Annotated in this window: 18 protein-coding genes; all 18 read left to right on the plus strand. The window is 42.3% G+C overall.

The window, feature by feature from the left end; all coding sequences use genetic code 11:
• The first annotated feature begins 32 nt into the window (after positions 1-32).
• The 18 genes from JOD03_RS01515 to JOD03_RS13960 all read left to right on the plus strand — a co-directional run bounded on the left by JOD03_RS01515 (position 33) and on the right by JOD03_RS13960 (position 19,850).
• Positions 33-791 (plus strand): isoprenyl transferase, encoded by a 759-nt coding sequence (locus JOD03_RS01515; protein ID WP_204589051.1) that lies wholly within the window; start codon positions 33-35, stop codon positions 789-791.
• Entirely contained in the window at positions 788-1,579 is a 792-nt protein-coding gene (locus tag JOD03_RS01520; RefSeq protein ID WP_204589052.1) for a phosphatidate cytidylyltransferase, read from the plus strand. The genes JOD03_RS01515 and JOD03_RS01520 overlap by 4 nt, the downstream gene beginning before the upstream one ends.
• 24 nt (positions 1,580-1,603) lie before the next feature.
• The gene (gene dxr, locus JOD03_RS01525; RefSeq protein ID WP_204589053.1) at positions 1,604-2,749 is read left to right on the plus strand and encodes a 1-deoxy-D-xylulose-5-phosphate reductoisomerase; all 1,146 of its coding nucleotides are present in this window, start codon (positions 1,604-1,606) and stop codon (positions 2,747-2,749) included.
• A gap of 30 nt (positions 2,750-2,779) precedes the next feature.
• Positions 2,780-4,033: an RIP metalloprotease RseP gene (gene rseP, locus JOD03_RS01530; protein WP_204589054.1), complete on the plus strand. Its 1,254-nt coding sequence runs from the start codon at positions 2,780-2,782 to the stop codon at positions 4,031-4,033.
• 58 nt (positions 4,034-4,091) lie between these two features.
• Positions 4,092-8,411, plus strand: coding sequence for a PolC-type DNA polymerase III (locus JOD03_RS01535; RefSeq protein WP_204589055.1), 4,320 nt, complete (start codon positions 4,092-4,094; stop codon positions 8,409-8,411).
• 124 nt (positions 8,412-8,535) lie between these two features.
• Positions 8,536-9,009 carry a ribosome maturation factor RimP gene (rimP, locus tag JOD03_RS01540; protein WP_204589056.1) on the plus strand — a complete coding sequence of 158 codons (474 nt, stop codon included), beginning with the start codon at positions 8,536-8,538 and terminating at the stop codon, positions 9,007-9,009.
• A gap of 30 nt (positions 9,010-9,039) precedes the next feature.
• Entirely contained in the window at positions 9,040-10,161 is a 1,122-nt protein-coding gene (gene nusA, locus JOD03_RS01545) for a transcription termination factor NusA (protein WP_204589057.1), read from the plus strand.
• Between the two features lie 20 nt (positions 10,162-10,181).
• Positions 10,182-10,460: an RNase P modulator RnpM gene (rnpM, locus tag JOD03_RS01550; protein ID WP_204589058.1), complete on the plus strand. Its 279-nt coding sequence runs from the start codon at positions 10,182-10,184 to the stop codon at positions 10,458-10,460.
• Complete coding sequence (locus tag JOD03_RS01555; RefSeq protein WP_204589059.1) at positions 10,457-10,777, plus strand: YlxQ family RNA-binding protein; 321 nt, start codon at positions 10,457-10,459, stop codon at positions 10,775-10,777. The genes rnpM and JOD03_RS01555 overlap by 4 nt, the downstream gene beginning before the upstream one ends.
• A gap of 4 nt (positions 10,778-10,781) precedes the next feature.
• Positions 10,782-13,205 (plus strand): translation initiation factor IF-2, encoded by a 2,424-nt coding sequence (infB, locus tag JOD03_RS01560; RefSeq protein WP_204589060.1) that lies wholly within the window; start codon positions 10,782-10,784, stop codon positions 13,203-13,205.
• Positions 13,202-13,480 (plus strand): DUF503 domain-containing protein, encoded by a 279-nt coding sequence (locus tag JOD03_RS01565; RefSeq protein WP_204589061.1) that lies wholly within the window; start codon positions 13,202-13,204, stop codon positions 13,478-13,480. The genes infB and JOD03_RS01565 overlap by 4 nt, the downstream gene beginning before the upstream one ends.
• Positions 13,481-13,494: 14 nt before the next feature.
• Entirely contained in the window at positions 13,495-13,830 is a 336-nt protein-coding gene (gene rbfA / locus JOD03_RS01570; protein ID WP_204589062.1) for a 30S ribosome-binding factor RbfA, read from the plus strand.
• Positions 13,831-13,880: 50 nt separating this feature from the next.
• Positions 13,881-14,813 carry a tRNA pseudouridine(55) synthase TruB gene (gene truB, locus JOD03_RS01575; protein WP_204589063.1) on the plus strand — a complete coding sequence of 311 codons (933 nt, stop codon included), beginning with the start codon at positions 13,881-13,883 and terminating at the stop codon, positions 14,811-14,813.
• Positions 14,810-15,760: a riboflavin biosynthesis protein RibF gene (ribF, locus tag JOD03_RS01580; RefSeq protein ID WP_204589064.1), complete on the plus strand. Its 951-nt coding sequence runs from the start codon at positions 14,810-14,812 to the stop codon at positions 15,758-15,760. The genes truB and ribF overlap by 4 nt, the downstream gene beginning before the upstream one ends.
• Before the next feature lie 115 nt (positions 15,761-15,875).
• A complete protein-coding gene (gene rpsO / locus JOD03_RS01585; RefSeq protein ID WP_204589065.1) occupies positions 15,876-16,145 on the plus strand; it encodes a 30S ribosomal protein S15 in 270 nt (89 codons plus the stop codon).
• 144 nt (positions 16,146-16,289) lie between these two features.
• Positions 16,290-18,404 (plus strand): polyribonucleotide nucleotidyltransferase, encoded by a 2,115-nt coding sequence (gene pnp, locus JOD03_RS01590; protein WP_204589066.1) that lies wholly within the window; start codon positions 16,290-16,292, stop codon positions 18,402-18,404.
• A gap of 59 nt (positions 18,405-18,463) precedes the next feature.
• A complete protein-coding gene (locus tag JOD03_RS01595) occupies positions 18,464-19,681 on the plus strand; it encodes a M16 family metallopeptidase (protein WP_204589067.1) in 1,218 nt (405 codons plus the stop codon).
• A 52-nt stretch (positions 19,682-19,733) separates the two neighbouring features.
• Positions 19,734-19,850, plus strand: a complete 117-nt coding sequence (locus JOD03_RS13960) for a YlmC/YmxH family sporulation protein (protein WP_476727373.1) — start codon at positions 19,734-19,736, stop codon at positions 19,848-19,850.
• The last annotated feature ends 5 nt before the right edge of the window (positions 19,851-19,855 follow it).

Below are 19,855 nucleotides of genomic sequence, written 5' to 3' on the forward strand. Positions count from 1 at the left end.
GTTTTGATACGAGCGTTTGGAGGAACCAATTTATGTTTAAAAAGCTTTTCACTCAAAAGGAAGAGGTGCCTGTCACAGGTCCTGTGCCGTCCCACATTGCCATCATCATGGACGGAAATGGTCGCTGGGCAACAAAGCGTGCCCTTCCACGGATAGCAGGCCATCATGAGGGAATGAAAACTGTTCGTAAAATCACACGATATGCCAATGATCTTGGTGTACAAGTACTAACGCTCTATGCATTTTCTACAGAGAACTGGTCTCGACCTAAAAAAGAGGTCGAATTTTTAATGCGTCTACCTGAAGAATTTTTAGGTACTTATTTGCCGGAACTGATTGAACAAAATGTTCGTGTTCAGATTATGGGAGACTTTCACTCACTACCAGAGCACACTAAACGAGCTGTTCAAAAAGCAATTGATGGAACAAAGAACAATACCGGCCTGATTTTAAATTTTGCACTGAACTATGGAAGTCGAGCAGAAATTCTACAGGCAGTGAAGACAATTTCTGAGGCTGTACAAACAGGCGAATTAGCACCAGAAGATATTACGGAAACTTGTATAGAAGAACACTTGATGACGAAAGATTTGTTGGCACCGGACTTATTGATTCGAACGAGCGGGGAAGTTCGTCTAAGCAACTTCATGCTCTGGCAACTTGCCTATACAGAGTTTTTCTTCACAGATGTTTTGTGGCCAGACTTTGATGAAGCTTGTTTAAGAGAAGCGGTCTCGGTTTATCAATCGAGAAACCGTCGCTATGGTGGACTGGAGGAAACTAAGAAATGAAAGAACGTATTATTACAGCGTTAATTGCTCTGGCGCTGTTCATTCCCATCATATGGGTGGGGGGCATTGTTTTTGCGGTGGCGATCTATTTGATTGCTACAATTGCTCTTTATGAAATTTTGAGAATGAAACAAATTCGTTTGAAATCAATTCCAGGGTTCTTAGCACTCATAAATTTATATGTGCTACTAGTACCAACTCAATATGAAGAGACGTTGATTGGCTGGACAGGTCACGATAAAATGACTTTTGTTTACGTATTAGTTTTCATGCTTTTGTTGTATGCAGTACTTGTGAAAAATACATTTACATATGATGACGCAGCATTCGTCTTTTTTGGAATGATGTACATCGGTATTTGTTTTTACTATTTAATTGAGACACGTATGGATGGACTCATTTATGTGGTCTTTGCTTTACTTATAGTTTGGACGACAGACTCAGGGGCCTACTTTACCGGAAGAAAGATTGGAAAGAAAAAACTTTGGCCGGAGATTTCTCCAAATAAAACAGTTGAAGGATTTTACGGTGGAGTTGTTGCAGCGCTAGTTTTTGCTTTCTTGCTAAACTGGTTATTCCCTTTTGCAGATACACTTCTGCAACTTGTTCTTGTGACGATTACGGCTTCTATTATTGGTCAGTTCGGTGATCTTGCCGAGTCCGCTATTAAGCGCCATTATCACGTGAAAGACTCGGGTACTTTACTACCGGGTCACGGTGGTATCCTTGATCGATTCGATTCCTTATTATTCGTAATTCCTTTACTACACTTTTTACACTTTATTTAATGTCACCATCTGAGGAGTAGATGAATGAAGAAAATTAGTTTATTAGGAGCCACTGGTTCTATCGGTCAACAAACATTAGATGTATTGCGTACACATCCTGAGCAATTCGAACTTGTCGCCTTTTCTGTCGGTCAACAAGTCGATGCAGCACGTGCAATCGCTCGAGAATTCTCGGTGCCTTTGCTCTCTGTAGCAAATCAAGCAGATGTGAAAGCACTACAAGAAGATCTCCCTTCTACAGAAGTAGTCTGGGGAAGCGAGGGCTTAGTAGCTGTAGCGAGTGAGTCCGGTGCGGATTTACTTGTCAACGCAGTCCTAGGAAGTGTTGGCCTACAACCTACGTTACGCGCTATTGAAAAAGGCATTACGATTGCTATAGCAAATAAAGAAACACTTGTTACAGCCGGACATCTCGTGATGGCAGCAGCAAAAAAACACAATGTAGCCATTCTTCCTGTGGATAGTGAGCATTCCGCTTTATTCCAAGCTTTAAATGGTGAAAATCCAAAGCAAATTAAGAAGTTAGTTATTACTGCTTCTGGTGGAAGTTTCCGGGATAAAACGCGTGCGGAATTAGAAGGTGTAACCGTTCAAGATGCCCTCAATCACCCGAACTGGTCGATGGGAAGTAAGATTACTATAGATTCAGCAACGATGATGAACAAAGGGCTTGAAGTCATTGAAGCACATGTACTCTTTGATATGCCGTACAGTTCCATTGACGTTGTACTTCACCGTGAGAGTATTATCCATTCCATGATTGAGTTTGTAGATACAAGTGTCATGGCGCAGTTAGGTACGCCAGATATGCGTGTTCCGATTCAGTACGCTTTAACGTATCCTGATCGTCATCCATTGCCACAAGCGAAAAGTTTGGATTTAGTGGAAATCGGTAAGTTGCATTTTGAAAAAATGGATTTAGAGCGTTACAAGGCACTTCACCTCGCAATTGAAGCAGGAAAAGAAGGTGGAACAGCAACGACCGTTTTAAATGCAGCAAATGAAGCAGCAGTAGCACTATTCTTGCAACAGAAGATTTCGTTTTTAGCGATTGACTCCTTCATTGAAAAAGCTCTTGAAGCGCATACAGTTACTGCTAATCCGACCTTAGAGACCATCTTGACAGTAGATGCTGAAACGAGAAGATTCGTCGAAAAAATGGTACACTAATCGTACTGTGAGAAATGAAGGTGGGGTAACTTGGAAACAGCAATTGCGTTTATATTAATATTTGGTTCTATCGTCTTCTTCCATGAATTGGGACATTTTATTTTTGCAAAACGTGCTGGAATCATGGTACGAGAGTTTGCAATTGGAATGGGACCCAAACTACTTGGCTATACAAAAGGTGAAACTGTTTATACAATCCGCATGCTACCAATCGGTGGTTATGTGCGAATGGCGGGTGAAGATCTGGATGCCATTGAATTACAACCGGGTTACCGGATTGGTGTTCGCCTAAATGAAAAAAATGAAGTGGATTTACTCGTTTTAAATCAAAAGAATTACTTGCCTGACATGCAATTTTTAGAAATAGAACGTGCGGATTTAATGAACGACATGTTCATTGAAGGATACGATGAGTCCGAAACATTTGTCCGTTACACGATTGCTCGTGATGCAAAAGTGAATGAGTCGGGCAGAGTTTCATTAATTGCACCGTATGATCGTCAGTTCCACTCGAAAACGGTAGGGCAGCGTTCACTAGCTATTTTTGCAGGACCTTTGTTCAATTTTATTTTAGCGTTTCTTGTGTTTACAGCACTTGCAATCTTCCGCGGAATTCCAACCGATGAGCCGCTGATTAGCTCAGTAGTTGACGATTCACCAGCGGCAGTTGCAGGACTTGTTCAAGGCGATGAAGTGACAGCAATTGACGGAGAGTCTGTTGCAAGTTGGTCAGAGCTTGCCCTTATCATTCAAGAGAATCCTGAGACACCTCTAACATTTGATGTGGAACGCGATGGACAACCTCTATCTCTTGAAATAACGCCCAATGCAGTAGAGAACGGGGAACAAGTCATTGGACAAATCGGCGTTCAAAGTCCACTAGAAAAGTCGATTTTAGGTTCTTTTGCGTATGGGGCAACCCAAACGTACGAATGGACTGTGTTGATTTTCCAACTTCTCGGTAACTTGATTACGGGTCAATTTTCTATCGATGATCTCTCAGGACCAGTAGGAATTTATAAAGCAACAGAAGAAGTAGCGAAGTTCGGAATCTTTAATTTGATGAACTGGACTGCTGTGTTGAGTATTAACTTAGGAATTATGAATTTACTTCCTCTTCCAGCACTTGACGGAGGTCGCTTGTTGTTCTTCGGATTCGAAGCACTTCGTGGCCGACCCGTTGATAAGCAACGTGAAGGAATGGTCCACTTTGTCGGGATTATGTTACTGATGGTTCTCATGATCGTTGTTACGTGGAATGATATCCAACGATTTTTCTTTTAATGATGTCTAAGGGAAAGTTCACAAGTTGAACTTTCCTTTATTTTTACGGCAAGGGGGGATGTTCGTGCAAACGAATAAAATGAAGATGTTGCTACTTTTGCAACAATTAGAATTAGAAGAGGAAGCATATTTAGATGCTTTCGATAGTTATGAGCTTGAGAAACTGACTGTACATAAAAAAGAGCGCGTATGGTGTTTTCGGCTGACGGGTGAAAAAGCATTGCCAGGACCTATTTTTCATGAATTCAAAAATCGATTAGTCGAACGCTTTAAAGGAATTGCCATTGTCGAACTTGAAATAGCTTTGACAGGTGACTATGAACTAGCAGAAGTCATTCCGGCTTATTGGTTAGATGTTGTGGAATCATTCTATGAGATGAGTCCACCTTTAAAAGAATTGCTTGCATCTCAAGTGCCTCAAGTAGAGGGCCAGCTAGTCAAAGTGAAATGCGCACAGGAACTGGAACTTCGCACGTTGCAGACCAAATATTTCCCTAATCTTGCAGCTGCCTATAAAAAGCTTGGCATTGAAAATGTGCGTTTTGATTGTATTTTAGATGAGAATCCAGAAAAACTTGCAGAGATGCAACGTCAATTCCATGAGCAAAAGCGTGCAGAAGAAGAGGCACTTAGCCGCAAAGCACTTGAAGACCAGATGAACCGCGAGCAGTCTTCGGGTGAATCAAGTGTACCTGAAGGACCGTTCCAATTAGGAGTCCAAATTAAACAGGATGAACCTATCGTAGAAATTCGACGCATCCAAGATGAAGAACGTCGTATTACAGTCGAAGGCTTTGTATTTGATGTTGAGATTAAAGAGCTTCGTAGTGGTCGTTCACTACTCACAGCAAAAATTACGGATTATACAGACTCCATTCTTGTCAAAATGTTCTCGCGAGACAAGGAAGATGTGCAGATGATGGAGCGACTGAAAAAAGGTATGTGGATCCGAACGCGTGGATCGATTCAAAACGATACGTTTGTGCGTGATTTAATTATGATGTCTCAAGACATGATGGAAATTCGACCAGAAGTGAAGCAAGATAAAGCACCTGAAGGTAAAAAACGCGTAGAGCTCCACATGCATTCACCTATGAGTGCGATGGATGCGGTAACGCCTGTAGGGGAACTTGTCAAACAAGCTGCCAAATGGGGGCATCCTGCAATTGCAATCACAGATCACGGGAATGTCCAAGCGTTTCCTGATGCCTATGCAGCTGGGAAAGCGAATGATATTAAAGTTATATTTGGCTTAGAGGCGAATCTTGTTCATGACGGTGTGCCGATTGCCTATGACGCAATCGACCAGTCACTTGAGCATGCAGAGTTCATCGTATTTGACGTGGAGACGACAGGTCTTTCTGCGACTTACGATAAAATCATCGAGCTTGCTGCAGTGAAAATTCGAGATGGAAATATAGTGGATAAGTTTGAACGCTTTGTAAATCCGCATCAAACACTTTCCGCAACGACGATTGAGTTGACAGGTATCACGGATGATATGGTGAGAGATGCACCGGAACTTGCTCAAGTGACAAAAGAATTCCATGAATTTATCGGTTCTGGAATTGTGGTCGCCCACAATGCTTCATTTGATATGGGCTTTTTATATGAGGCGTACCGTCAAAGTGGCGTTGAGACGTTTGACCATCCAGTAATAGATACATTAGAACTTGCCCGTTTTTTGCATCCGGAAATGAAAAATCATCGACTTGGTTCTTTAGCGAAGAAATTTAATATCGAACTTACACAAGCTCACCGCGCAATTTATGACTGTGAGGCTACGGGTTATTTACTTCTTCATTTATTAAAAGAGGCTGAACAACAAGGAATCACCAATCACAATCAATTGAATGATTACGTAGGAGAAGGCGACGCGTATAAGCGAGGGCGGCCGTCACATTGTACAATTCTTGCTATAAACGACGAAGGATTAAAGAATCTCTTTCATCTAGTATCGATTTCGCACGTTCAGACATTCTATCGTGTCCCACGCATTACTCGTTCTACTTTACAAAAATACCGAAAAGGTTTACTGATCGGGTCAGGCTGTGACAAAGGAGAAGTGTTTGAGGGATTGATGCAAAAACCGCTCGAGCAAGTGGAGCAAATAGCAAAGTTTTATGATTACTTAGAAGTGCATCCGAAAGAAGTATATCAGCATTTGATTGAACTAGAACTCGTGCGTGATGAATGGAACTTAGAAGACATCATCCGCAAAATGATCAAGTTAGGGAAACGTGTCAATAAACCGGTTGTTGCAACGGGGAATGTTCACTATTTAACGGAAAATGATGCAATTTATAGAAAGATTTTAGTGAGTGGTATGGGGGGAGCAAACCCATTGAACCGCCATGAGCTCCCGAAAGTGCATTTCCGAACAACAGATGAGATGTTACAAGCATTTGATTTTTTAGGTGCAGAAACAGCGCACCAAATCGTAGTAGAAAACTCTCAAGCAATTGCCGAACGTATCGGAGAAGTCAAACCAATCAAAGATGATTTGTTTGCACCGAAGATTGAAGGGTCAGATGATGAGATTAAAGAATTGACCTATACGCGGGCGAAAGAGCTATATGGAGATGAATTACCTGAAATCGTGTCGGCTCGTATTGAAAAAGAATTGACGTCAATTATTGGTCACGGTTTTGGTGTTATTTATTTAATTTCACACAAACTTGTGAAGAAGTCTCTCGACGATGGCTATCTCGTAGGGTCACGTGGGTCTGTTGGTTCGTCGCTAGTCGCGACTTTGACGGATATCACAGAAGTGAATCCACTGCCACCGCACTATGTCTGCCCAGAATGTAAAAAATCGGAGTTCTTCCAAGACGGATCAGTCGGTTCGGGATATGATCTTCCGGATAAAGAATGTCCAGACTGCCAAGTGTTGTATCGAAAAGACGGTCAAGATATTCCGTTTGAGACGTTCCTTGGATTTAAAGGTGACAAAGTCCCTGATATCGATTTGAACTTCAGTGGAGAATATCAACCAACAGCACACAATTATACGAAAGAACTGTTCGGTGAAGACAATGTGTTCCGTGCAGGGACGATTGGTACGGTTGCTGAGAAGACTGCATATGGCTATGTCAAAGGCTATGCATCCGATCATAATTTGATTATGCGCGGAGCGGAAGTGGACCGGCTTGTAAAAGGGTGTACCGGCGTCAAACGATCGACTGGACAACACCCGGGTGGAATTATCGTAGTCCCTGATTACATGGACATCTACGATTTTTCACCAATTCAGTTCCCGGCAGATGCACAGGACTCGAGTTGGAAAACGACACATTTTGATTTCCATTCGATTCATGACAACTTGTTAAAACTTGATATACTCGGTCACGATGATCCGACCGTAATTCGTATGCTGCAAGACCTTTCGGGGATTGATCCAAAAACCATTCCAACGGATGATCCGGAAGTTATGAAGATTTTTAGTGGGACAGAATCATTGGGTGTCACGCAAGAACAAATTGACTGCAAAACCGGAACGCTTGGAATTCCGGAATTTGGTACGCGCTTTGTTCGTCAAATGTTAGAAGAGACTAAGCCATCGACATTTTCAGAACTTGTCCAGATTTCAGGCTTATCTCACGGGACAGACGTTTGGCTTGGCAATGCGCAAGAACTGATTCAAGCGGGTACATGTCAGTTAAGTGATGTAATTGGGTGTCGAGATGACATCATGGTCTACCTTATCTATCAAGGATTAGAGCCGTCACTCGCATTTAAAATTATGGAGTCCGTGCGAAAAGGGAAAGGGTTAACACCAGAGTTTGAAAGCGAAATGAAGAAAAACAATGTTCCGGGATGGTATATCGACTCATGTAAAAAAATCAAATACATGTTCCCGAAAGCCCACGCCTCAGCGTATGTGTTGATGGCTGTTCGGATTGCTTTCTTTAAAGTGCATTTCCCAATCCTCTATTATGCAGCTTACTTTACAGTACGTGCATCAGATTTTGATTTGCAGGCAATGGTCAATGGCTCGCAAACGATTCGCGCACGCATTCAAGAAATTAATGCAAAAGGTTTGGAAGCTAGCCCGAAAGAGAAGAGTTTGCTAACCGTACTAGAAATTGCACTTGAAATGTCTGAGCGAGGCATTCGTATGCAAAAAGTGGACCTTTATAAGTCAAAGGCTACAGAGTTTGTCATAGAAGGCACTACACTGATCCCGCCATTTAATGCTGTACCTGGACTTGGTACGAATGTTGCACTTCAAATCGTCCGTGCTCGTGAAACAGGTGAATTCTTATCAAAAGAAGATTTACAACAACGAGGCAAGGTGTCTCGAACGATTATTGACTATTTAGATTCCCTCGGATGTTTAGAAGGAATGCCGGATGCGAATCAATTGTCTTTATTTTAGCTACAATTTGCGTATGCCTCTCATATATGGTATGATTGGCATACGAATGGTAGATAACTTTTGCGCAAAGAGTGGGATTTCCCGCTCTTTTCTGTTGTTTAAAGACAAAAGTAAGGAGGATTTTATGCAAGAGATAGCCACAAAAATTGAGGGAATGATTGCTCCGATCGTTGCCGAAATGAATCTTGAATTAGTAGATGTTGAGTATGTAAAAGAAGGCCGTGACTGGTTTTTGCGCATTTATGTCGATGTTCCAGGTGGTGGAATTGACATTGAACAATGTGCACGTGTAAGTGAGCGAGTGAGCGAACTACTCGACGAAAAAGACCCAATAAAAGAAAACTATTTTCTTGAAGTGTCATCACCAGGCGCTGAACGCCCTCTAAAAAAAGAAGAGGACTACGTGCAAGCAGTTGGAGAATATGTTTTCTTCAAAACCTATGAGCCGATTGACAACCGCAAAGAATTTGAAGGTACGTTAAAAAGTTATTCTAAGGAAGAGGGAGCAGTAATCGAGTATCGTGATAAAACACGTGTCCGCACTGTTACGATTCCTCGCGATAAGGTTGCACTAGCGCGTCTAGCGATTGATTTTTAAGCATATTAGGTAAAATAAGGAGTGATAGCTGTGAGTAGCGAACTATTAGATGCCTTGACGGCTCTTGAACAACAAAAAGGAATTAAGCGTGATGTATTGATTGAGGCGATTGAGGCAGCACTTGTTACTGCATACAAACGTAATTTTAATCAAGCGCAAAACGTGCGAGTGGATATCAATCTTGACTCTGGATCTATGATTGTTTATTCCCGTAAAGATGTAGTGGAAGAAGTAGAAGATGAGCGTTTACAAGTTTCTCTTGAAGATGCACATCAAATCAATCCACATTATCAAGTTGGAGATGTTATTGAAGAAGAAGTGACACCTCGTAACTTTGGTCGTATTGCAGCGCAAACAGCAAAGCAAGTTGTAACACAACGTGTTCGTGAAGCTGAGCGCGGATTGATCTACGAAGAATATGTGGATCGTGAAGAAGATATCGTCAACGGAATTGTAGAGCGCCTAGACGCACGAAACATTTACGTAGGACTAGGTAAAGTAGAGGCTGTTCTTCCAGCGAATGAACAGATTCCTTCAGAAACATACCGTCCGCATGACCGAATCAAAGTGTTTATCACAAAAGTTGAGCGTACTACACGCGGACCTCAAGTATTTGTTTCTCGAACACATCCTGGATTACTTCGCCGTCTGTTTGAGATGGAAGTGCCAGAAATTTACGATGGAATTGTTGAAATTAAATCGATTGCACGTGAGGCGGGAGACCGTTCTAAGATCTCAGTAGTTGCACATAACGAAGATGTAGATCCAGTTGGTTCTTGTGTTGGAGCAAAAGGTGCTCGCGTACAAACGATTGTAAACGAACTCGGTGGCGAAAAAATCGATATCGTAGAGTGGTCTGAAGATCCAGTACAATTTGTAGCAAATGCATTAAGCCCATCACAAGTCTTAGATGTACAAGTAAACGACGACGATAAATCTACAACAGTAGTTGTTCCAGATTTCCAATTATCGCTAGCTATTGGAAAGCGCGGACAAAATGCGCGTCTTGCAGCAAAATTAACTGGCTGGAAAATTGATATTAAGAGCGAAACAGATGCACGAGAACTAGGTATTTACCCACGTGCGTATGAAGAACAAGAAGATCTCGAAGACTTTGTCCAAGACGAAGAGTTCGATTTTTATAAAGACTAAGTTAAAGAAGGTGTCTGCATATGGCAATCCAAAAAAAGATCCCCATGCGCAAATGTGTGGCAACCAATGAAATGTTTCCGAAGAAAGAAATGATTCGTGTTGTGCGGTCAAAAGAAGGAGACGTTTCTGTAGACCCGACTGGTAAGAAATCAGGTCGCGGCGCTTATCTTTCGAAATCGTTAGATGCGGTTGAAGCGGCGAAAAAGAAAAATTCATTAGGCAATCAATTAGAAGTCGCGATTCCACCTTCTATCTATGATGAATTGATCGTATTGATTGAGCGTGAAAAGTTAAAATGACAAGTGAAGAGCAAATTACAAACCTTATAGGTCTCGCAACTAGAGCTCGCAAACTTGTCACAGGTGAAGAGCTAGTGATTCGAGAAGTAAGAAGGCAACAAGCCAAGCTGGTCATATTAGCGACGGATGCATCAGCTAATACAGCAAAAAAAGTGACTGATAAGTGTGCATCATACAACGTTGATTTAGGTGTCTTCGGAAATCGATATGATTTGGGACATGCAACCGGGAAAGAAGCCCGAGTTGTTTTAGCAATTATGGATAATGGTTTTGCGAAAAAATTGGCATCACTAATCAACGAATATAACCGGGGGTGAGCGAATGACGAAAATCAGAGTTCATGAATACGCCAAAAAAGTAAATAAATCAAGCAAAGATGTCATTACAGAGCTTGAAAAATTAAATGTGAAAGTTACGAATCATATGTCAACGATCGAATCCGATACAGTAAAACAATTAGATTCTAAATTCACACCAAGCCGTCCACAAGGCCAAGGACAACAACGTCCACAAGGCCAAGGACAACAGCGTCCACAAGGCCAAGGACAAAACCGTCCACAAGGTCAAGGACAACAGCGTCCACAAGGCCAAGGACAACAACGTCCACAAGGCCAAGGACAACAACGTCCACAAGGCCAAGGACAACAACGTCCACAAGGCCAAGGACAACAACGTCCACAAGGCCAAGGACAAAACCGTCCACAAGGTCAAGGACAACAGCGTCCACAAGGTCAAGGGCAACAGCGTCCACAAGGCCAAGGGCAACAGCGTCCACAAGGTCAAGGACAACAGCGTCCGCAAGGCCAAGGTACTGCACCTAACCGCGGTCCACAAGGTCAGAATCGCCCGAACTCAGGTGGCGGTGGCCGTCCAGGCGGAAATCGTGGTGGATTCCAAGGGCGTCCAGGTGGCAATCGTCCACACCGACGCAAAAAGAATTCAACACCAGTTCAACCACCAGTTCCACGTAAAGAGCGTGAACTACCAGCAAAAATTACGTTCACAGAGTCGCTCTCTGTACAAGAACTTTCAAAAAAATTAGGTCGCGAGCCAGCTGAACTGATCAAAAAGTTATTTATGCTCGGCATTATGGCTAACATCAACCAACAGCTTGATAAAGATACAATCGAATTAATCTGTGCGGACTATGGTGTAGAAGTAGAAGAAGAAATCAAAGTCGATATTACAGACCTTGAAGTACACTTCGAGAACGAAGAAGAGAGCGAAGCGGATTTAAAAGAGCGTCCGCCAGTTGTAACAATCATGGGTCACGTTGACCACGGGAAAACTACACTTCTTGACTCGATTCGTAATTCAAAAGTTACTTCTGGAGAGGCAGGCGGTATTACACAACATATCGGTGCTTACCAAGTAACGGATGAAAACGGCAAAAAAATTACATTCTTAGATACTCCTGGTCACGCAGCGTTTACTACAATGCGTGCACGTGGAGCAAAAGTTACGGATCTAACAATTTTAGTTGTAGCAGCAGATGATGGCGTTATGCCACAAACGGTTGAGGCAATCAACCACGCGAAAGCTGCAGAAGTTCCAATTATTGTAGCAGTAAACAAAATGGATAAACCATCTTCAAATCCAGATCGCGTTATGCAAGAGTTAACGGAACATGGTTTAGTTCCTGAAGATTGGGGCGGAGATACAATCTTTGTACCAATTTCAGCTTTAAAAGGTGATGGAATAGATACATTACTTGAAATGGTACTTCTTGTATCTGAAGTGGCTGAGTTAAAAGCGAATGCTAAGCGCAAAGCAATCGGTACTGTTATTGAAGCGCAACTTGATAAAGGTCGCGGTTCAGTAGCTACTCTACTTGTTCAAGACGGGACATTACGTGTTGGAGATCCAATCGTAGTAGGTCATGCATATGGACGTGTTCGTGCAATGGTCAATGAGACAGGTCGTCGATTAAAAGAGGCGGGTCCTTCTACTCCTGTAGAAATTACAGGATTGAATGAAGTGCCACTTGCAGGAGATCGTTTCGTTGTATTCGAAGACGAAAAAACTGCTCGTCAAGTTGGTGAATCACGTGCATCTACAGCGATTCAAGAACAGCGTTCAGAGAAAACGCGTGTAACACTTGATAACTTATTTGATCAAATGAAACAAGGCGAAATGAAAGAGCTAAACTTGATTGTAAAAGCTGACGTACAAGGTACAGTGGAAGCAATGGCAGCTGCTCTCATGAAGATTGAAGTCGAAGGCGTAAACGTCCGTATCATCCATACTGGCGCTGGCGCAATCACGGAATCTGACATTTCACTTGCTGCAGCTTCTAATGCAATTGTTATCGGATTCAATGTACGTCCAGATACAAACGCAAAACGTGCTGCGGAAGAAGAAGGCGTAGATATTCGCTTGCACCGTATTATTTACAAAGTAATTGAAGAGATTGAATTCGCAATGAAAGGGCTACTTGACCCTGAATTCGAAGAAAAAATCATTGGTCAAGCAGAAGTTCGTGAGACATTCAAAGTTTCTAAAGTTGGTACCATTGCAGGTTCTTATGTCACAGAAGGAAAAATCACTCGTGACTCTGGCGTCCGTGTGATTCGAGACGGCATCGTAATCTTCGAGGGCGAACTAGATACATTGAAACGCTTTAAGGATGATGCGAAAGAAGTAGCACGTGGCTACGAGTGTGGTATCACAATCAAAGGATTTAATGATGTAAAAGAAAACGATATTATCGAAGCCTACATCATGCAAGAAATCGTACGTAAATGATCCTCTATCTCGAGTGTGAATTTATTCTGCCAAATGTGCACACCCTAAAAGAAAAGCGGGCAGTACTTCAGCGAATGTTGAAACGCACGAGTCAAAAATACAATGTCGCTGTCAGTGAATTGGACTTCCAAGACCTCTGGCAACGCACCAAAGTCGGAGTTGTGACGGTCTCTTCTGACCGTCGTCACTCTGAGCGCGAGCTCCACCGAGTGCTCGAGTTTTTAGAATCAAACTCTGAATGGGAATGTCTTCATTACCAAATTCTAGAGCTGTAATTGAGGTGAAGAAAATGTCGATGAGATCAAACCGTGTTGCGGAACAAATGAAAAAGGAAATCGCAGATATCCTAAAGCGTAAAGTGAAAGACCCGCGCGTAGAATTTGTGACGGTCACTGACGTAGAAGTGACTGGTGACCTTCAACAGGCAACTGTTTATGTCACTGTGTTAGAAAACGAGCAGGAAGCACTGAAAGGTCTTGATAAGGCAAAAGGAATCGTTCGCTCTGAAGTAGGAAAACGTATCCGTCTTCGTAAAACACCTGAGCTTGCTTTCCAGATTGACGAATCAATCGCTTACGGAAATCATATAGATAACCTTTTGCGAAAACTAAATCAGCAAGATTAATCTGAAGCCTGCCTCCACTAGAGGCGGGCTTTTTTGTAAGGAGGGGTAGTATGCATGAATTAGAAGGAATTTTGCCGCTATGGAAAGAATCCGGCATGACTTCGCATGATTGTGTATTTAAATTACGTAAGATTTTAAAGATGAAACGAATCGGTCATACTGGCACTTTAGATCCGGACGTAGAAGGTGTACTTCCTATTTGTGTAGGACAAGCCACTAAAGTGGCGGAGTATGTGATGGCACAAGGGAAAGCATACAGAGCAACAGTGTCACTCGGAGCTTCTACGACTACTGAAGATGCCTCTGGTGAAGTGGTTGCGCGAGCACAAGGTCCTGTAGCAATCACAAAAGAGGAGCTGCTTTCTGCATTAGCAGAACTTACGGGCACAATCACCCAAACTCCACCCATGTATTCAGCAGTGAAAGTGAATGGTCGTCGCCTCTATGAATACGCGCGAGAAGGAAAAGTAATCGATCGTCAGAGTCGTGAAGTGACGATTCATACCCTTGAACTTATTGAAGAACCTAAGCAGTGGAGTGGCGATGAACTTACTTTTGTCGTAGATGTTGCATGTAGTAAAGGGACATACATTCGAACTCTTGCTGTTCAAATAGGAGAGCTTCTCGGTGTTCCAGCGCATATGAAAAAGCTCGTTCGTACAAATGCTGGCGGTTTTGAATCATCTGAAGCCGTTACACTAGCTGAGCTCGCTGAACTGTTTGAAAATGATCAAATCCAATCTGTGTTACAACCCATTGAACGTTCGTTAAAAGAGTGGCCGTATCATGAGATCCCGGTAGATCTTGAAAAAGCTTTTTCAAATGGGCAAGTTGTTCCTGCTCACACGGACTTACAAATTCATGATAAGATTGTAATTGGAAAAAATGGAGTAGCGCATGCGGTTTATCGAGCGCATCCAGAAAAGCCAGGTTACATGAAACCTGAAAAAATGTTTACACGTCCGGAGATGGAAATCCAATGATTACCCAGTACATCACTTATCCCTCAAAAATGCCTGCTCCTGATAAAGTAGGATATGCACTTGCACTAGGCTTTTTTGATGGATTACATAAAGGGCACCAACAATTGATCAACCAAGCGGTAAAAAGTGCAAAAACGAATGCGCTGCGTAGTGCCGTCATGACATTTGATCCGCACCCTTCAGTCGTACTTGGGGGGAAAAAAGAAGATATCTTCTATATAACACCACTTAAACAAAAACTTGAATTACTTGAAGAGCAAGGTGTAGATACTGTTTTTGTTGTTCGTTTCACATCGGACTTTGCACGGTTATCACCAGAGACATTTATCGAGCAATTTATTTTGGGCTTAAATGTGCGTCATGTCATTGGGGGATTTGACTTTTCGTTTGGAGCGTTTGGAAAAGGTTCTATGGAGCTTATGAAGACATACGAATCAGAACAGTTGAACGTCACGACGATTGACAAATTTTCGCAAGATGGTGAAAAGGTCAGCTCTACACGTATCCGCGGGGAATTAAAAGAAGGCAATATGCAACAAGTATGTGAACTTCTAGGACGACCATTCCAGCTTGATGGGGTAGTCGTTCACGGAGATAAGCGTGGCCGTACTATTCAGTTCCCAACAGCGAATGTAGAACCAGACGAAGGACAATTCATACCAGCAACTGGTGTTTACGCCGTCCGTATGAAAGTACAAGACCAATGGATTGATGGAGTATGTAACGTCGGCTATAAACCAACAGTCCAATCCGAGAAGAAATTGTCAATTGAAGTTCATTTGTTCGATTTCAATCGCGATATATACGGTGAAGAAGTGCGCATTCATTGGTACTATCCGATTCGCAAGGAACAAAAGTTTCCATCACTTGATGCATTAAAAGTTCAGATTGAAAAAGACAAAGACCAAGCGATTCGATTATTGGCCGGTGAAGGCTTGCAACCCTAACTGCAGTCTGCTATACTGATTCAGTACGTCTTGTACTTAACCTTATCTTGGCTTTTCGATTCTCCAACGATTGCTCAGGTACAGGGGATATTTTATTTTCTAGGAGGAAACCAACATGGCAATTACAAAAGAACGTAAAAATGAACTGATCAATGAGTATCGTACACACGAAAGTGACACGGGTTCACCAGAAATCCAAATCGCTATGCTTACTGAAGAGATCAACTCTTTAAACGAGCACTTACGTACACACAAAAAAGATCACCACTCACGCCGCGGTCTATTCAAAATGGTTGGACGTCGTCGTAACCTATTGAAGTACCTACGTGAAACAGAAGTTCAACGTTACCGTGAATTGATTGCAAAATTAGGCTTACGCCGCTAATTCGAATATTCAATTTAGTAGACTCAACTTGTGATACAGGTTGAGTCTTTCTGCTAATAGAAAGTTGTTTTCATCATATAGAGTAGTCTGATACACTACAAGAGGATACATAACAAGGATTTGGATGTTGAGAGGAGTACGCACATGACCGAAAAGAAAACGTATACGTATGAATGGGCAGGTCGCCCGCTGACGATTGAGGTCGGACAGCTTGCCAAGCAAGCAAATGGAGCCGTTTTAGTACGCTATGGAGATACAACTGTATTGTCTACAGCCACTGCTTCAAAACAGCCGAAGAACTTAGATTTCTTCCCACTTACTGTAAACTATGAAGAAAAATTATATGCCGTCGGTAAAATTCCAGGGGGCTTTATCAAGCGTGAAGGCCGTCCATCAGAACGTGCAATTTTAACGAGCCGCTTAATTGACCGTCCAATTCGCCCACTATTTGCCGATGGTTTCCGTAACGAAGTACAAGTGATTTCAATCGTCATGTCGGTTGATCAAAACTGTTCTTCAGAAATGGCAGCAATGGTTGGATCTTCTCTAGCACTATCGGTTTCAGATATTCCATTTGAAGGACCAATTGCGGGTGTGCAAGTTGGATATGTTGACGGAGAATTTCTGATCAACCCAACAACAGAGCAAATGGAAAACTCATTAATGGATTTAGTTGTCGCTGGAACAAAAGATGCGATTAACATGGTAGAAGCGGGCGCGAAAGAAGTTTCTGAAGAAATCATGTTAGAAGCCATCATGTTCGGCCACGAAGAAATTAAAAAGTTGATTGCATTCCAAGAAAAGATTGTTGCAGAAGTCGGTAAGGCAAAGACTGAAGTAACACTTTATCAACTTGATGAATCAATCGTGGCAAAAGTGCGTGAAATGGCTGAAGTTGAAGTAAACACAGCTGTACAAGTAGCAGAAAAAGCTGCACGTGATGAAGCAATCAATGAAGTACGTACGCGCGTAATTGAAACATTCGAGGCTGAAGAAGCAGACGCCGATACAGTAAAGCAAGTGCGTCAAACTGTTGATATGCTTGTGAAAGAAGAAGTTCGACGTTTGATCACAGAAGAAAAAGTACGTCCAGATGGTCGGAAGCAAGACGAAATTCGTCCACTCTCTTCTGAAGTGAGCGTTCTGCCACGTACTCATGGTTCGGGACTATTTACTCGTGGCCAAACACAAGCACTCAGCATTTGTACATTAGGTCCACTAGGCGATGTTCAAATCATCGACGGACTCGGTATTGAAGAATCAAAACGCTTTATGCATCATTACAATTTCCCACTCTTCAGTGTTGGAGAAACTGGTCCGATTCGTGCACCAGGTCGCCGCGAAATTGGACACGGTGCATTAGGTGAACGTGCTTTAGAAGCAGTGATTCCAGATGAAGAGACATTCCCATACACAATGCGACTTGTTTCAGAAGTATTAGAATCGAATGGCTCTACATCTCAGGCAAGTATCTGTGCATCCACTCTTGCGATGATGGATGCTGGAGTGCCTCTTAAAGCGCCTGTTGCGGGTATTGCAATGGGTCTTATAAAAAAAGGTGAGCACTATACAGTGTTAACAGATATTCAAGGGATGGAAGATCACCTTGGTGACATGGACTTTAAAGTAGCTGGAACTGCAGCAGGTGTCACGGCTCTTCAAATGGATATCAAAATTGATGGGTTATCTCGTCAAATTCTAGAAGAAGCTCTAGCACAAGCAAAAACGGGCCGTCTACAAATTTTAGAGTCAATGCTTGCAACACTTCCTGCTTCTCGTGAGAAGTTATCACAATATGCACCGAAAATTGATGTACTGAAAATCAATCCGGATAAAATCCGTGACGTTATCGGACCGGGTGGTAAAGTGATTAACAAGATCATTGATGAAACAGGTGTTAAGATTGATACTGAACAAGATGGTACAATCTATATCGCTTCTTCAGATGAAGAGATGATTGCGAAAGCACGTGCTATGATTGAAAATATCGTACGTGTAGCAGTTGTCGGAGAATACTATCTAGGGAAAGTGAAACGCATTGAAAAATTCGGTGCCTTCCTTGAACTTTTCCCAGGAAAAGATGGACTTCTTCACATCTCTGAAATTCAAGAAGAGCGAACAAAAGCGGTGGAAGATGTCTTGAAAATGGGCGATGAGCTCCTAGTCAAAGTCATCGAAATCGACAACCAAGGACGCGTCAATCTTTCACGTAAAATCGTGTTGAAAGAAGAAAAAGAACGCGCTGAACAACAACAATAAGAGAAAGCTGCATGCATTGGCATGCGGCTTTTCTAGTCTTTTTGAAAGGTCGAATTAGCATGACGAAATTAACATTACCGAATGGTGTCCGTGTATTGACACATCCGATGGAACACACACGTTCCGTTTCAATCGGGATATGGGTCGAGGTTGGGTCACGCCATGAGCAACCTGAAGAGTCCGGAATGGCTCATTTTATAGAACATATGCTATTTAAAGGTACAAAGACACGGTCAGCAAAAGATCTTGCGATTGCATTTGATACAATTGGCGGCAATAGTAACGCGTATACATCGAAAGAGCAAACTTGTTATTATACACGTGTTGTTGATCGTTATGCGGAACGGGCAATTGAACTCCTTGGTGATATGCTGTGGAACTCTGTATTTGACCCAGAAGAAATGGAACGAGAGAAACAAGTGATTATTGAAGAGATTCATATGGTAGAAGATACACCCGATGATATCGTCCATGAATATTTGTGGGAAGGAATTTATAAAAATCATCCTCTCGCACGTCCAATACTTGGAACGAGTGAAACTGTCGCTTCTTTTTCACGAGAACAAGTCTGTGCATTTTACAACAAAATGTACCATCCTTCTCGAATCATCGTCTCCGTCGCTGGAAATGTAAATGACAGTTTGATTCAGCAAATCGAGAAAACATTCGGTGCAGTAGAGTGGGAAAATCAAGAGCAGGAGGAAGTGCTGCCAGCCCCGTTCTATTCTGTTGAAATCGTGAATGAACGAGAAATCGAACAAGCCCATGTGACACTTGCTTGGAATTCTCATTCTGTTTTAGATGAAGATATTTATGCAATCGTACTGCTTCAGACAATGCTTGGTGGATCGATGTCATCACGACTTTTTCAAACGATACGTGAAGAAAAAGGCTTGGCCTACTCGATCTATTGTTATCATACTTCTTACATCGATGGAGGAGTTTTTGCCATTTATGGTGGGACGTCAACAGATCAAGTAAATGAGCTTCTTGCTGCAATCGATGAAATAGTGAAAGACATTTGCACGACTGGATTTACTTCGCAAGAGCTCGACAACGCACTCGCGCAAATTGAATCTAATTTAATTTTGTCTTTAGAAAGTTCTACAACATGGATGAACCGTCTCGCACGTAACGAGATTTTATACGGAGAGCAACATTCAGTAGAAAGCTACTTAGAAAAATACAAAGCTGTCACACTAGAGGATATTTTGCGTGTCGCACAATTGTTCCAAAATCCAAAATCTTGTTCTATTTTAAAACCATATGCTTCATAATTCATGAAACTCCTCTTTCCCAGTAACATATAGTACTGGATAAGGGGGGTTTATGTGTTTATCGGAGTTGATTCGTAAAGAATTGGTAGGTGTGCAAGACGGTAAGAAATATGGACTGCTAGAACATGCGGAACTGGTAGTCGAACCTGTGAGCGGAGACTTAGTCTAAAAGGT

The sequence above is a fragment of the Chryseomicrobium aureum genome, assembly GCF_016909155.1.
In the GTDB taxonomy this organism is placed as follows: Bacteria; Bacillota; Bacilli; order Bacillales_A; family Planococcaceae; genus Chryseomicrobium; species Chryseomicrobium aureum.

Bases quoted from the DNA above. Each gene is read 5' to 3' on its own strand.
- JOD03_RS01515 (WP_204589051.1), top strand. From the start codon at position 33: ATGTTTAAAAAGCTTTTCACTCAAAAGGAAGAGGTGCCTGTCACAGGT.
- JOD03_RS01520 (WP_204589052.1), top strand. From the start codon at position 788: ATGAAAGAACGTATTATTACAGCGTTAATTGCTCTGGCGCTGTTCATT.
- dxr (WP_204589053.1), top strand. From the start codon at position 1,604: ATGAAGAAAATTAGTTTATTAGGAGCCACTGGTTCTATCGGTCAACAA.
- JOD03_RS01535 (WP_204589055.1), top strand. From the start codon at position 4,092: ATGTTCGTGCAAACGAATAAAATGAAGATGTTGCTACTTTTGCAACAA.
- rimP (WP_204589056.1), top strand. From the start codon at position 8,536: ATGCAAGAGATAGCCACAAAAATTGAGGGAATGATTGCTCCGATCGTT.
- rnpM (WP_204589058.1), top strand. From the start codon at position 10,182: ATGGCAATCCAAAAAAAGATCCCCATGCGCAAATGTGTGGCAACCAAT.
- JOD03_RS01555 (WP_204589059.1), top strand. From the start codon at position 10,457: ATGACAAGTGAAGAGCAAATTACAAACCTTATAGGTCTCGCAACTAGA.
- infB (WP_204589060.1), top strand. From the start codon at position 10,782: ATGACGAAAATCAGAGTTCATGAATACGCCAAAAAAGTAAATAAATCA.
- JOD03_RS01565 (WP_204589061.1), top strand. From the start codon at position 13,202: ATGATCCTCTATCTCGAGTGTGAATTTATTCTGCCAAATGTGCACACC.
- rbfA (WP_204589062.1), top strand. From the start codon at position 13,495: ATGTCGATGAGATCAAACCGTGTTGCGGAACAAATGAAAAAGGAAATC.
- truB (WP_204589063.1), top strand. From the start codon at position 13,881: ATGCATGAATTAGAAGGAATTTTGCCGCTATGGAAAGAATCCGGCATG.
- ribF (WP_204589064.1), top strand. From the start codon at position 14,810: ATGATTACCCAGTACATCACTTATCCCTCAAAAATGCCTGCTCCTGAT.
- rpsO (WP_204589065.1), top strand. From the start codon at position 15,876: ATGGCAATTACAAAAGAACGTAAAAATGAACTGATCAATGAGTATCGT.
- pnp (WP_204589066.1), top strand. From the start codon at position 16,290: ATGACCGAAAAGAAAACGTATACGTATGAATGGGCAGGTCGCCCGCTG.
- JOD03_RS01595 (WP_204589067.1), top strand. From the start codon at position 18,464: ATGACGAAATTAACATTACCGAATGGTGTCCGTGTATTGACACATCCG.
- JOD03_RS13960 (WP_476727373.1), top strand. From the start codon at position 19,734: ATGTGTTTATCGGAGTTGATTCGTAAAGAATTGGTAGGTGTGCAAGAC.